Here is a 13288-nt window from a genome sequence, read left to right as displayed (position 1 = left end):
AGCCATTGGTGTTGCGTGTGCTGTGGCCGCTGCTGATCGGCCTGTGTGTGCTCTGGCCGGCGCTTGCGTCGGCCCAGCCGGTACCGCCGACGCCGCGGCAGCTCACCGTGTTCGATGGCCTGCCATCCAACACCGTCAATCGCATGGCCGAGGATCGCTACGGCTATCTGTGGATTGCCACCAATGATGGGCTGGCCCGTTACGACGGTCGCAATTACCGCATCTGGCGCGCCGAGGACGGCCTGCGCGACAACCATGTCTGGAGCGTGCACGTGGATGCGCGCAATCAGCTGTGGATCGGTACGGAGAACGCCGGCCTGGCGATGATGTCGGCCGATCGCCGCGAGATCCGCTTCTACGATCGCGACAGCCATCCGGAGATGGGCAGCAACACGATCTGGAGCGTGGCTTCCACGCCGGACGGTGCGATCTGGTTCGGCACTTACCAGGGCGGCCTGCACCGGCTGGAGCGTGATGGCACGCTGACCCGCTTCATGCCCGAGCCCGGCAACCCGCGCAGCCTGCCGGCGGCATCGGTCGGCAATCTGGCCACCACCCTGGATGGCACCTTGTGGATCGGATCCAAGGCCGGCCTGGCGCGCTGGACCGGACACGATTTCGAACCGGTGCCCAGTGCCCAGTTGTCGGCGCGCGTCATCAACGGCCTCACCGCCGAGGCCGATGGCAGCCTGTGGATCAGCAGTAATGTCGGGGTGGCGGTGCGCCGCCCGGATGGCCGCTTCGAACCGGCACCCTGGGCCGTTGCCGATGGCGATCAGATCCTGGGCATGATGCTGCGCGACGAGCAGGGCGGGTATTGGCTGGATACCCGCTCGGGCCTGGGCCGTGCGATGGACGGCCAGTTCCAGCAGGTGCCGCTGTACAGCGCGATCGCGCGCGGGCAGGTGCGGCCGAACTGGACCGGCGCCTACGAAGATCGCGAGGGTGGCATCTGGCTGGCCAGCACCAACGGCGGCCTGTGGCATCTGCTGCCGCGATGGTGGCAGTTCTCGGTGCTGTCGCGGTTGGAAGATGACCCGGCCTCGCTGCGCAATGCGTATGTGCTGGGCATGGGCGCGGCCGCCGACGGCGGTGTGTGGACGGTGGGCACGCACGGCGCGCTGGACAAGTTCGACCCGGTCAGCGGGAAAATCGAACAGCACCGGACCTGGGTGGACGGCACGCAATGGCTGCAGTCGGTGCTGGAGGATCCGCGAGGGCAGGTCTGGATCGGCTCCTGGGACGCGCTGCTGCGCTATGACCCCCGGCAGAAGCGGATGCGGCGCTGGGGCAGCGACGCGGCGGTGGACGCCACGATGGAGGGCGCGATCGAATCATTGGCGCTGTGCGACGGGCAGCGCCTGTGGACAGCGTCGGCCACCGGGCTGCAGCAGCGCGATCTCGATGGGCGCGTCCTGCATCGCATCGCGCTGGGCCACGCTGGATTGAGCGCGGGCCAGAACGCGCTCGATATCCGGTGCGGTCCCCAGGACCGCCTGTGGGTGGCCACCGGGCAGGGACTACTGCAGTGGGTCGCGGCGCGCTCGCGTTTCGAGCCGCTGCCCGGTGGCCCCGCGGCGAGCGTGCATGCGATGGCGCTGGCCGGCGATGGCAGTGTCTGGCTTTCCGAGGAAGGCAAGCTCTCGCACTACGGCTGGCAGGGCGATCGGCTGACCCTGCAGGAAGTGGTCGGCAGCAGTGCCGGCTACCCCGCGATCACCGCCACCGGGCTGGTGGTGGACCGGCAGGGGGTGGTCTGGGCAGCGAATGCACGCGGCCTGGTGCGTGTCGATCCGGAAGCCGGCAGCGTGCGCCAGTACGGCGTCCATGATGGCCTGCCCAGCCAGGAATTCCGCCGCCGCACGCTGACGCTGACCCCGAGTGGTCGCATCGTGGGTGGCACGCCGGCCGGCGTAGTGGTGTTCGATCCGGCACAGGTCAAGCCGGCGACGCGACGGGCGCCTCTGGTGATCGAGCGGGTCGAGGTGCGCCGTGGCGAGCGTGTCCTGGACCTGACCCATGCGGTGCCGCTGGACATCGCCGACGGCGACCGCGACCTGCGGATCGTCGCGCGGCTGCTGTCCTTCGCCGATTCCACCTCGAACAACTACCGTTACCGGCTGGCCGGCTACGACCCGGATTGGGTGGAAGTGGGACCCGGCGGCGAACGCCTGTTCTCGCGCCTGCCGCCGGGCCGCTACCGGCTGGAAGTGCAGGCCCGCTCGGCCGACCACATCTGGTCGCGGGTGCAGGTGCTGGAGTTCCGGGTGCTGCCGCCGTGGTGGCGGAGCCTGTCGGGCCTGCTGCTGCTGACCTCGGCCGTGTTGCTGCTGCTCAGTCTGTTCGCCTGGTTGTACCGGCGCCGGCTGCAGCGCCGGCATGCGTACCAGCTGGCCCTGCAGAAGCAGGAACTGGCCGAGCAGGCTTCGGCGGCCAAGACCCGTTTCCTGGCGAACCTGGGCCATGAGGTGCGAACGCCGATGACCGGGGTGCTGGGCATGAGCGAGCTGCTCTTGTCCTCGCCATTGAACCCCCAGCAGCGTGGCTATACCGAGTCGATCCGCCACGCCGGCGAGCACCTGCTGCATCTGGTCAACGACGCGCTGGACCTGGCCCGGATCGAGTCGGGGCGCCTGGAACTGCAGGCGCAGCCGTTCCAGCTGCAGCGACCGATCGATGATGTCTGTGCGTTGATGGCCGCGCTGGCCGGGCAGAAGGGGCTGCGGTTCGTGGTCGACAACACCTTGCCGGCCGGCACCCGCACGGTCGGTGACGAGCTGCGCGTGCGCCAGATCCTGCTGAACCTGCTGGGCAACGCCGTCAAGTTCACCAGCCACGGCGAAGTACGGTTGACGTTGCGTGCGATCACGGCCGGCCGCGGGTTGCACATCGAGGTATCCGATACCGGGCCGGGCATCAGCACCGATCAGCAGGAGCGACTGTTCCGCCGCTTCGAGCAGGCCGATGGCGCCCGCACCGCCGCGCAGTACGGGGGCAGCGGGCTGGGCCTGGCGATCTGCCGCGAACTGGCACTGGCGATGCAGGGGCAGATCGGCGTGCAGAGCCAGCTCGGCGTGGGAACGCGTTTCACGGTGACCCTGCCGTTGCCCCTGGAGCAGGGGGCCACCGGCATGCCGGGCGCGGCCGAGGGCGAGCAATGGGTGTTGCCGCCGCTGCGCATCCTGCTGGTGGAGGACGATCTGACCGTGGCCGAGGTGGTCAGCGGCCTGCTGTCGGCGCGTGGCCACCAGGTGGTGCATGCCGAGCACGCGTTGTCGGCGCTGCGCGAGGTCAGCGAGGCGCCGTTCGAGGTGGTGCTGATGGATCTGGATCTGCCGGGGTTGGGCGGCATCGCATTGGCTGAGCATCTGCGCAGCCAAGGGTTCGAGATGCCGCTGATCGCGGTCACCGCGCGCACCGATCCATCGATCGAGCAGCAGGCCCGCGACGCAGGCTTCGATGCCTTCCTGCGCAAACCGGTTACCGGCGATCTGCTGGTGGAGGCGATCGCGCGGGTGCTGCACGCCCCCGGTAGCAGCGGACCGTTGGTCCGCTGACGGTCCCTATAGCTGATCGCAGACCGCAGACCGCAGACCGCTGGACGTCTGCGCGCGGTTACTCGGCGACTTCCTCGACATCGCGCGGCGAGGGCCGCGTGTCCGGCAGCTGCCAGAAGATCAGCGTGGAGGTCAGGGTAATGGCGCCGACGCAGACGAAGGTGGCGTGCAGCGCGGCCGTCGCGCCGTGCGACGCATCGAGATGATTGAACGCGGCCAGCAGGCTGCCGGCAGCGGCCGCACCGAAACCGGTGGCGAGCATCATCACCATCGAAAGAAGACTGTTGCCGGCACTGGCGAAGTCGCGGTCCAGATCGCGCAGGGTCACGGTGTTCATCACGGTGAACTGCAGTGAATTGACCGCACCGAACAGGGCCAGCTGGATGATGCGGATCCACAGCGGCTGGCCGGGCGTCATGAAGATGAAACTGGCCATCGCCAGGCCGACCAGCACGGTGTTGACCATCAGCACGCGGCGGTAGCCGAAGCGCTCGACGAGCTTGACCGCGTAGCGCTTGGAGACCATGCCCGCTGCGGCGACCGGGATCATCAACAGGCCGGCCTTCATCGGGCTCATGCCCATGCCGACCTGCAGCAGCAGTGGAATCAGCAGCGGCATGGCGCTGCTGCCGATGCGTGAGAACAGGTTGCCGAGGATGCCGATGCGGTAGCTGGGCACGTGGAACAGCGCCAGCGAGAACAGCGGCGCCGTGGAGTTGGCGGCGTGCAGCCAGTAACCGACGAGGGCGGCCAGGCCGGCGACGGTCATGAGCATGACCAGTGCATGCGGGGTGGCCATGCCGGAGATGCCGTCCAGCGCGAGGGACAGTACGACCATGCCGAAGGCAAGCATGAGGTAGCCGGCGATGTCGAAGCGGGTGCGGTGTTCGGCGTAGTGGTCCGGCATGATCTTCATCGCCGCGACGTAGCCGATGATGCCGATCGGGAGGTTGATCAGGAACACCCAGTGCCAGGAGGCGACTTCGACCAGCCAGCCACCCAGGGTCGGGCCGATCAGGGGGCCGATCAGGGCGGGGATGGCGATGAAACTCATCGCGCGAAGGAATTCTTCGCGCGAGACGGAGCGCATGACGGCCAGGCGCCCGACCGGCAGCAGCATGGCGCCGCCGATGCCCTGCAGGACGCGCGCACCGACGAGCTGGTGCAGGGTCTGGGCGAGGGCGCAGGCGAGCGAGCCGAGGGTGAACAGGATGATCGCGACCAGGAAGGTGCGTCGTGTGCCGAAGCGGTCGGCGATCCAGCCGGAGGCGGGGATGAAGGTGGCGACGGCCAGGGCGTAGCTGAAGACGACGGACTGCATCTGCAGCGGGCTTTCGCCGAGGCTGCGGGCCATGGCGGGCAATGCGGTGTTGACGATGGTGGAGTCCAGCATCTGCATGAAGATGGCCAGCGATACGAGCCACAACAGGGGCCGGATCGAGGCGTAGCTGCTGGTCGTCATGGTGCGGGGCCTTCGTCAACGAGGGCGATATGATCGCCGATGTGGGATCAGGGTGTGGTCAAGAGCCGAAGCCGAAGCATTGGGCGTGCAACAACGAAAGCACGCGTCCTGGATGCAGAACGCGTGCTTCGTCGGCCGTGCCCGTGTAGTGCCGGCCGCTGGCCGGCTACCTGCCGCTGGCGATCAGCGTCGGCTCAAACGATGTACGGCTTCCACCAGCACCTGCACGTGCTCGGGATTCATGTCCGGGGACATGCCGTGGCCGAGGTTGAAGACATGGCCTTCGCGGGAGCCGCCGTTGCCTTGGGCGTAGCTGTCCAGGACCAGGCCGGCGGCGCGTTCGATGGCGGCCGGATTGCCGTAGAGCGTGGTCGGGTCGAGGTTGCCCTGCAGGGCGACGCGGCCGCCGGTGCGGGCGACGGCGTCGGCGAGGTCCAGGGTCCAGTCCACGCCGAGCGCGTCGGCGCCGGTGTCGGCCAGGGCGCCGAGGTGCAGGCCGGTGCCTTTGCCGAACAGGATCAGCGGGGTGCGGTCGCTGCCTTCACCGCGTTCGAGTTCCTGGGCGATGCGGGTCAGGTAACGCAGGGAGAATTCGCGGTACATGGTCGGGCTGAGTACCCCGCCCCAGGTGTCGAAGACCTGCAGGACCTGGGCGCCCGCCGCGCGCTGGGCGGCGAGGTAGGCAATCACCGCATCGGTGACGACCGAGAGCAGCTGGTGCAGGGCGGCCGGTTCGTTCAGGGCCATCGCCTTGATGCGGGCGAAGTCCTTGCTGCCACCGTCTTCAACCATGTAGCAGGCCAGCGTCCACGGGCTGCCGGAGAAGCCGATCAGGGGCACGCTGCCGTCCAGTTCGCGGCGGATCACGCGCACGGCGTCCATCACGTAGCGCAGTTCGGTTTCCATGTCCGGCACGGCCAGTCTGGCGATGGCGGCGGCGTCGCGGACGGGGTGGCGGAACTTCGGGCCTTCGCCTTCGACGAAGTACAACTCCAGGCCCATCGCATCGGGGATGGTGAGGATGTCCGAGAACAGGATCGCCGCGTCGAGGTCGAAGCGGCGCAGCGGCTGCAGGGTGACTTCGCAGGCGATATCCGGGTTCTTGGCCATCGCCAGGAAGCTGCCGGCCTTGGCGCGGGTGGCGCGGTACTCGGGCAGGTAACGACCGGCCTGGCGCATCAGCCAGACGGGGGTGCAGTCCACCGGTTCGCGGCGCAGGGCGCGCAGCAGGCGATCATGGCGGGAGGGGCTGGTCACGGAACGCTTCCTTGGGATCTGGTGGCGCGGGGCCGAATGGGGTCAGTGCGGCGGTGGCCGCTCAGTGCGGCGCGTCGCCGCTGGTGTAGGTCACTTCGTAGCCGCGGTGCAGGTGCGCATCGCGTGCCTTTTCGAACGCGGCCAGCGCCAGGTCTTCCTGCAGGTACAGCTCGCGGCGCAGTTGCCCGCGCCCACCGATCGGGCCGGACTCCAGCAGCAGCTCCCAGCCGCCGAACAGGTCCGGTTGCAGGGTGAGCTGGAGATAGCGGGCCGGATCGGCACCGCGGGGATGTTGGTGCAGGAAGACGCGCATGCCCCGATTGTAGCCGTGAACGCCGGAGGCGGCCGTCAGCAACGGGGCAGGTGCGGCGGAACGTCGCAGGCTCAGCCGGCGGCCAGCACGCGCAGCACGTCGGCCTCGTCGACGTCGGCGACGACTTCGGCGCGGCCGATGCCACGCCACAGCACCAGCCGCAACCGGCCGGCGACATTCTTCTTGTCCAGCCGCATCCGGGCCAGCAGCGCCTCGGGCGCCAGGCCGGCCGGAATGGCCACCGGCAGTTCGTAGCGCAGCAGCAGCTCGCGCAGCTGCTCGGTGTCTGCCTCCTCGCTCATGCCCAGCTGGGCCGACAGGCGCGCGGCCAGCACCATGCCGACCGCGACCGCTTCGCCGTGGTTGAGGTTGTCGTTGCCCGGCGCGCCGTAGCCCTGTTCGGTCTCGATCGCGTGGCCGAAGGTATGGCCGAGGTTGAGCAGGGCGCGTTCGCCCTTTTCCAGCGGATCGCGCGCGACGATCTCGGCCTTGTGCTCGCAGCTGCGCGCGATGGCCTGGGCCAGCGCGGTGTCATCGCCGGCCAGCAGCGCGGCATGCTCGGCCTGCAGCCACTGGAAGAACAGCGGATCGCGGATCGCGCCGTACTTGATCACTTCGGCCAGGCCGGCGCGCAGTTCGCGGGGCGGCAGGGTGCGCAGGGCGGCGGTATCGGCGATGACGGCGCGCGGCGGGTGGAACGCCCCGACCAGGTTCTTGCCTTCGGGGATGTCTACCGCGGTTTTGCCGCCGACCGAGGAATCGACCATCGCCAGCAGCGAGGTCGGCAGCTGCACGCAGTCCACGCCGCGCATCCAGCAGGCCGCGGCGAAGCCGGCCAGGTCACCGGCCACGCCACCGCCGAGGGCCATTACGCAGGCATCGCGGGTGGCGCCGAGGGCGGCCAGGGCGGTGATCGCATCGCCGAAGTGGGCCAGGGTCTTGGAGGCTTCGCCGGCCGGCAGCACCAGCGCGCCGATCAGCAGGTCCGGGCGCGTGGCCAGCAGCGCCGCCTTCACCCCTGCCAGGTAAAGCGGGGCGACCGAGGAGTCGCTGAGCAGCAGCACGTGGCGGCCACGCACATGGCGGGCCAGCAGTTCTCCCTGGCCAAGCAGGCCGGGGCCGATGTGGATGGTGTAGGGGGTGTCGCCGCTGACGGCAACGGTACGCGGGGCGGGGGTCATTCGGGTGTTTCCTGTCGCTGCCACTGCGCGGCCAGGCGCAGCACCAGCTGCGCAGTGGCCTCGGCGGGCGTGTAGAGATCGGTATCCAGCGTGAGGTCGGCCAGGCCCTGGTAGAGCGGATCGCGGGCGGCGGCCATTTCGTGCAGCACCTGCTCGCGGTCCGGGCGCTGCAGCAGCGGGCGGCCGCGGTCGCGGGCCAGCCGCTCCAGCTGGGCCGGCACGCTCACCCGCAGGTAGACCACGAAGCCGCGCCGGGCGATGGCCGCGCGGTTGTCCGGGTCCAGCACGGCGCCCCCCCCGGTGGAGATCAACTGGCCATGGCCGTCCAGCAGAGCGTGCAGGACCTGGCGTTCGTGCTGGCGGAACCCGGCTTCCCCGGCGAGTTCGAAGATCGCCGGAATGCTGGCCCCGGTGCTGTCCACGATGGCCTGGTCGGCATCCACGAAGTCCAGCGTGAAGCGCTCGGCCAGCCGGCGCCCGATGCAGGTTTTGCCGGCGCCCATCGGGCCAATCAGGATCAGGTTCGGAGCGGGATTCATTACCCTCGATCCTAACATCTCCGTGCCATCGCCTTTACGCGGCGGCCCCCATGGTGGGCGGGTGCGGACTGTCCCGCGCGCCACCGGAGCGAACCATGTCTGTCGCCAAGATCATCGAGATCAACGCCTCGTCCAAGACCAGCGTCGAAGACGCCGTGCGCAGCGGCCTGAAGAAGGTCTCCGAGACGGTCAAAGGCATCCAGGGCGCCTGGATCAATGAAACCAAGGTGGTGACCGATGGCGAAGGCAATATCACCGAGTGGCGGGTAAACCTGCGCGTGACCTTCCTGGTCAGCTGATCGCCGCGGGCCCGGCTCCCGCGCCGGTCAGCGCGTGGCGACGATCCGGCGCTGCTCGTCCAGCGCGATCACCTTGTCTGCCCGTTCCGGCAGGGTGCGCAGTGCCTGGCGGCTGACCCGTTCGTAGTACTGCACGAAGCGCTCCAGCTGGGCGCGGCTCATGCTGCTGCGGTCGGGCTGGGCGGCCTGCAGGTTCTGCTCCTGCTGCCACCGCCAGCGCGGGATCACCGAGAAATCCGGCGGCTGCAGGAACCACAGCCGGTCGCATCGCTGCCACAGCGCGGGGTACTGCCCGGCCAGTGCCTGATTGCACCAGCGCCGCCAGCGGCCATCCACATCGGCCTCGCGCTCGAGTGCATTGAGCGGGGGCTCCAATTCGGCCTCACCCTGCGCGGGCGTGCCAAGGAACCAGCCTTCGAACACCAGCAGGTCGAGGGGACCGTCGATGCGTGTCCAATCCTTCTCGGGCAGGCGCTCGTCGGCGAGCTTGTCGAACCGGGGCAAGGCGACCGGCCCACCGGCGGCGACCGCGTCCAGCGTGGCATGAGCCAGGGCCAGATCGTGGGTGCCCGGCGGGCCGCGGGTCAGCAGCAGCGGGTGGACCTGCCGCGCAAGGCGTTGGCGCTGGGCACGGGTCAGGTAGACATCATCGATGGACAGCATGGCCGCGCGCAGGCCGCGCGTTTCCGCCAGCGCCACGACCTGGGCGGCCAGCGTCGATTTGCCACTCCCCTGCAGGCCGCTGATCGCCAATACTGGGATGGCCGCACCGCAGCTCAATGCGTCATCCAGCGCCTGCGCGACCAGCGCATCCGGAAAACCTTTTGTCGGGGGCATGTACGCAGGTGCAGGCATGCAGCGACAATAAACCCAAACCGCGTGACAAGAAAACCGCCATGACCGATCTGTATGCCGAAGCGTTGTCCACCTTTGCCGGGCTGTTTGAAGAAGCCAAGGCGAGCCGGGAAGTCGAACCCAATGCGATGACGGTGGCCACGGCCGACCAGAACCGCCAGCCTTCGGCGCGCACGGTGCTGCTCAAGGCCTTCGACGAACGCGGTTTCGTGTTCTACACCCACCTGGACAGCCACAAGGGCCGTGAGCTGCAGGCCAATCCGCAGGCCGCGCTGCTGTTTCTGTGGCGCAGCCTGCGCGAGGCCGGCATCCAGGTGCGCATCGAAGGGCGAGTGGAGCAGGTCAGCGATGCCGAGGCTGATGCGTACTTCGCCTCGCGCCCGCGCATGAGCCAGATTGGCGCGTGGGCATCGCTGCAATCGAAGACGCTGGCCTCACGCGAGGAGTTCGATGCACGCGTGGCGACCACCGAGGCCAGCTTCGACGGCCGCGATGTGCCGCGCCCGGACGGCTGGAGCGGCCTGCGCGTGGTGCCGCAGCGGATCGAGTTCTGGTACGGCGCGCAGTTCCGCCTGCACGAGCGCTGGTGCTATGAGGTCGATCACGACGGGCAGTGGAGCAAGCGATTGCTGTTCCCGTAAGGGCGCGTTCCTCGCAAACTGCACGGGGCGCGCCGGGTGGGAAGGCGCCGGTTAGGATCGGGCGGACGACGATGTCTGCCTTGGGACCGCCCTGCCATGTTTCCTTTTGTCCTGCCTGCTGAATCCCGTGTCGCCCCTTCGCTGCTGTTACTGCTGTCGCGCATCGCCGCGGGCACCATGTTCGCCGTATCGGGATGGAACAAGCTGTTCACCGACGACGGCAGGGATCGCATGCTGGCCACACTGGTGGAGGCGGGTATCCCGTGGCCGGAGGTCAGCGCCCCTGCAGTGGCGATGGTGGAATGGGTGCTGGGCACCACCGTGGTGCTTGGCGTGCTGCCGCGCCTGTCGGCCGCAGCGCTGATGATGATCTGCGCGGTAGCGGCCTTCACCGACGGTATCGGGCGGATCCCGGCCGGCCTGGGGCCTTTGGATTGGCTGAGCTGGTTCCTGTATCTGCCGGAGGTGCCGCTGGGCGTGGCCCTGGCGTGGGTGTGCGTGCTGGGCGCGGGGCGTTATGCGCTGTGGACCGGCCGCGGCGCTTCGCCAACGGCGCGAACAGTGGCGCGCAGCGCCCGCGATGCGGGCTCCTGCATACTTCCGGAGGAATCCACCTGTGCACGGACCTGTTACATGACGACCGCATCCGCTTCTTCGCCCGCCATCGATCTGTGCGCGGCCGCCCTGGCAGCCGACGTGGCGACCGTGCAGGCCGGCCTTGCGGCGGGCGCCGATGTCAGCGCAGAAAACGCCTACGGCTTCACTGCGCTGGAATGTGCGGCGCGCGCCACGAATGACACCCCGGCCGCCCAGCATCTGCAGGTACTGCGTTTGCTCATCGATGCAGGAAGCCCGCTGGAACACCTCGGTCGCGGCGGGCGGACCGCGTTGTACCTGGCCGCGGAATTCGCGCGGGAGTGCGCGCCGGTGCAGATGCTGCTCGACGCCGGTGCGAACCCGGCGGTGCACGATGGCTTTGGCAACCATATTGTCGTCAACGCGATGGTGCCGGAGGTGCAGGCGCTGCTGTCTGGGGTGACCGGCCACCCCATCCCGGTGAAGGCCGAGCCGCGGCCGCCGCAGAAGATGCGGGCCGCCGACTGGCGCGCCGCGCACGCCAGGATCACCGCGGTGTTCGCCCGTCTGGAAGAACAGGGCATCGTCACCGCGCAGGACGTTGGCCTGACTCAGGAGGATGGCTTCACCGACACCGCCCAGCAGTTCATCGCGCGCGGCGGCATGGACGCCGGCCTGATCGGACTGTGCTTCTACACCCGGCAGGACCTCAACCGCGCTAAGCGCAGCAGCGATCTGAGCCTGGGCTTCTGGGCCGGGCCGGAGGGCGCCGGCGCTGCCATGGAGCAGGTCGGGCGCAGGATTGTGGACGCGTTCACTGCAGCAGGGCTGGTGGTGGACTGGGATGGCTCGGCATCGCATCGGCCCACGGTGGACCTGCGCGGGGTGGCGTAAGCCGCGTCCTTACCCGGCGGTGCTGCGCAGCCAGCGCCACAGCGTGGTACGCGACACGCCCAGCGCCTGGGCGACCTGCTCACGGTTGCCGCCGTGGGCATCGAGCAGCTGCTGCAGCGTGTCGTTGCCGGGGCGCGTGGCCGCGCGCTGGGGCGGGCCGTCCGGCGCTGCGTCTGCTACGGCGCGCGCGGCGACGGGCGAGGACGCCAGCTCCGGCAGCCAGGCCTGCATCTGGGCCAGCGCCAGCTCGCCCCGCCCGTGCGGCCAATGGATGCGCAGCCGATCGACCATGTTGCGCAGTTCGCGTACGTTGCCCGGCCACGCGTAATCGCACAGCCGCTGCAGCGCCGGGGCGGCGAGCGGCGACGGCGTGCCGCCCAGCAGGCTGAAGAAGTGTTCCAGCAGCAGCGGCACATCCTCGCGCCGTTCGTGCAGCGTCGGCAGCCCGATGCGCAGTGCGGCCAGGCGGTAGTAAAGGTCACGGCGGAAGCGCTGTGCCTCCACCAGCGATTCCAGCGTCTGCAGCGTGGCCGCGACCACGCGTACGTCCACCGGCGTCGGCTCGGTGGCGCCCACGCGCAGCACTTCACGTTCTTCCAGAACACGCAGCAACCGGGTCTGCAGCGGCAACGGCAGTTCGCCGATCTCATCCAGGAACAGGGTGCCGCCGTCGGCCGCTTCCACCAGGCCCACGCGACCGCCGCGGCGGGCGCCGGTGAATGCCCCTTCGTTGTAACCGAACAGCTCGGCTTCGAGCAGGGATTCGCTGATCGCCCCGCAGTTCAGCGCGACGAAGCGGCCACGCCGGCCGCTGGCGCTGTGCAGTTGCCGGGCCACCAGTTCCTTGCCGGTGCCGGTGGCGCCGGTGATCAGCACCGTGCTGTCGTAAGGCGCATACAGTGCGATGTGCTCGCGCACCTGCTGCATCGCGGCGCTGTCGCCGAGCAGGGCATGGTCGGCATCGCGTCGCTTGGGCGGTGCCCGCCGCCGCAGTGAGGACGCACCGGAGCGGGCCAGGGTCTGGGTCAGCTCCAGCGCATGTTCGAAGGCCTGTCGTACCGAGTCGGCCGAATACAGCAGCACGCCGGGCAGCCCGACCTGCTCGGCATGGTCGATCGCCATGCCGGTGCCGACGATGACCTCGATGCCATTGGCGCGCAGGTCGGCGATGCAGTCGCGCGCGTCCTCGCGGGTGACGAAGCGGCGATGCTCGATGTCCAGCCCGAAGCTGTGCTGGAAACTGCCGAAGGTCGGCACATCGGTGGCATGGGTGACCAGGCCGATCCTGGGGGCGATCCGGCGTGCGCGCGCCAGCGCTTCCATCAGGTCGAAGCCGTTGGCCTGGATCGGGACCAGCGGCACCTCCAGCCGGCTGCGCAGGTAGGCCGCATTCGAGCCGCCGGCGATCACCACATCACAGTGTTCGCGGCGCAGGCGCTGGCCGATCACATCCACCGCCTCCTCGAAGCCGAGGTTGATGGGCACGATGCGGGCGCGGCGGTCGAACTCCGGGATCACATCGCCGAGCAGGCCGGTCAAGCGCGACACGCTGACCGTCCAGATCACCGGCAGCTGGCCGGCCTCCGGATCAGACAGGCGGGAGCGGTGGCGGGGCAGGCTGATCGACATGGGCGTGTTTCAATGTTTCAGTTCCAGCCATGTTACAGGTGTTTCAATGTTTCAAGGTGAAACATCCCCGTGACGGTGTTGAATC

At 69.0% G+C, this 13288-nt stretch carries 11 protein-coding genes; 4 read left to right on the top strand and 7 right to left on the bottom strand.

Going from position 1 to position 13288, the window contains the following annotated elements; genetic code table 11:
* The first annotated feature begins 5 nt into the window (after nucleotides 1–5).
* Entirely contained in the window at nucleotides 6–3557 is a 3552-nt protein-coding gene (locus tag BIZ42_RS04815) for an ATP-binding protein (protein WP_070425715.1), read from the top strand.
* Nucleotides 3558–3615: 58 nt separating this feature from the next.
* On the opposite strand, the gene mdtD is transcribed toward BIZ42_RS04815, so the two are convergent.
* The 5 genes from mdtD to BIZ42_RS04790 form a co-directional block, all read right to left on the bottom strand.
* A complete protein-coding gene (gene mdtD, locus BIZ42_RS04810; protein WP_070425714.1) occupies nucleotides 3616–5019 on the bottom strand; it encodes a multidrug transporter subunit MdtD in 1404 nt (467 codons plus the stop codon).
* A 183-nt stretch (nucleotides 5020–5202) separates the two neighbouring features.
* Nucleotides 5203–6276: a uroporphyrinogen decarboxylase gene (hemE, locus tag BIZ42_RS04805; RefSeq protein WP_070425713.1), complete on the bottom strand. Its 1074-nt coding sequence runs from the start codon at nucleotides 6274–6276 to the stop codon at nucleotides 5203–5205.
* 61 nt (nucleotides 6277–6337) lie between these two features.
* Nucleotides 6338–6589 carry a WGR domain-containing protein gene (locus BIZ42_RS04800; protein ID WP_019186068.1) on the bottom strand — a complete coding sequence of 84 codons (252 nt, stop codon included), beginning with the start codon at nucleotides 6587–6589 and terminating at the stop codon, nucleotides 6338–6340.
* A gap of 71 nt (nucleotides 6590–6660) precedes the next feature.
* Entirely contained in the window at nucleotides 6661–7770 is a 1110-nt protein-coding gene (gene aroB / locus BIZ42_RS04795) for a 3-dehydroquinate synthase (protein WP_070425712.1), read from the bottom strand.
* Complete coding sequence (locus tag BIZ42_RS04790) at nucleotides 7767–8309, bottom strand: shikimate kinase (protein ID WP_070425711.1); 543 nt, start codon at nucleotides 8307–8309, stop codon at nucleotides 7767–7769. The genes aroB and BIZ42_RS04790 overlap by 4 nt, the downstream gene beginning before the upstream one ends.
* A gap of 95 nt (nucleotides 8310–8404) precedes the next feature.
* On the opposite strand from BIZ42_RS04790, the gene BIZ42_RS04785 reads away from it, so the two are divergent.
* Nucleotides 8405–8608: a dodecin family protein gene (locus BIZ42_RS04785; protein WP_019186071.1), complete on the top strand. Its 204-nt coding sequence runs from the start codon at nucleotides 8405–8407 to the stop codon at nucleotides 8606–8608.
* A 27-nt stretch (nucleotides 8609–8635) separates the two neighbouring features.
* Here the strand turns inward: BIZ42_RS04785 and BIZ42_RS04780 are convergent, their stop codons facing one another.
* Nucleotides 8636–9463 (bottom strand): kinase, encoded by an 828-nt coding sequence (locus tag BIZ42_RS04780; RefSeq protein WP_070425710.1) that lies wholly within the window; start codon nucleotides 9461–9463, stop codon nucleotides 8636–8638.
* Between the two features lie 41 nt (nucleotides 9464–9504).
* On the opposite strand from BIZ42_RS04780, the gene pdxH reads away from it, so the two are divergent.
* On the top strand, nucleotides 9505–10104 hold the full coding sequence (gene pdxH, locus BIZ42_RS04775) for a pyridoxamine 5'-phosphate oxidase (RefSeq protein ID WP_070425709.1): 600 nt from the start codon (nucleotides 9505–9507) through the stop codon (nucleotides 10102–10104).
* Nucleotides 10105–10140: 36 nt separating this feature from the next.
* Nucleotides 10141–11574 carry a DoxX family protein gene (locus BIZ42_RS19750; protein WP_237393559.1) on the top strand — a complete coding sequence of 478 codons (1434 nt, stop codon included), beginning with the start codon at nucleotides 10141–10143 and terminating at the stop codon, nucleotides 11572–11574.
* A gap of 9 nt (nucleotides 11575–11583) precedes the next feature.
* On the opposite strand, the gene prpR is transcribed toward BIZ42_RS19750, so the two are convergent.
* On the bottom strand, nucleotides 11584–13203 hold the full coding sequence (gene prpR / locus BIZ42_RS04765) for a propionate catabolism operon regulatory protein PrpR (RefSeq protein ID WP_172838033.1): 1620 nt from the start codon (nucleotides 13201–13203) through the stop codon (nucleotides 11584–11586).
* Between the last annotated feature and the right edge of the window lie 85 nt (nucleotides 13204–13288).

Source organism: Stenotrophomonas sp. LM091 (assembly GCF_001806305.1).
GTDB classification, from domain to species: domain Bacteria; phylum Pseudomonadota; class Gammaproteobacteria; order Xanthomonadales; family Xanthomonadaceae; genus Stenotrophomonas; species Stenotrophomonas bentonitica_A.
Note: the sequence above shows the minus strand (reverse complement) of the source record. Positions and strands in the feature narration are given on the sequence as shown.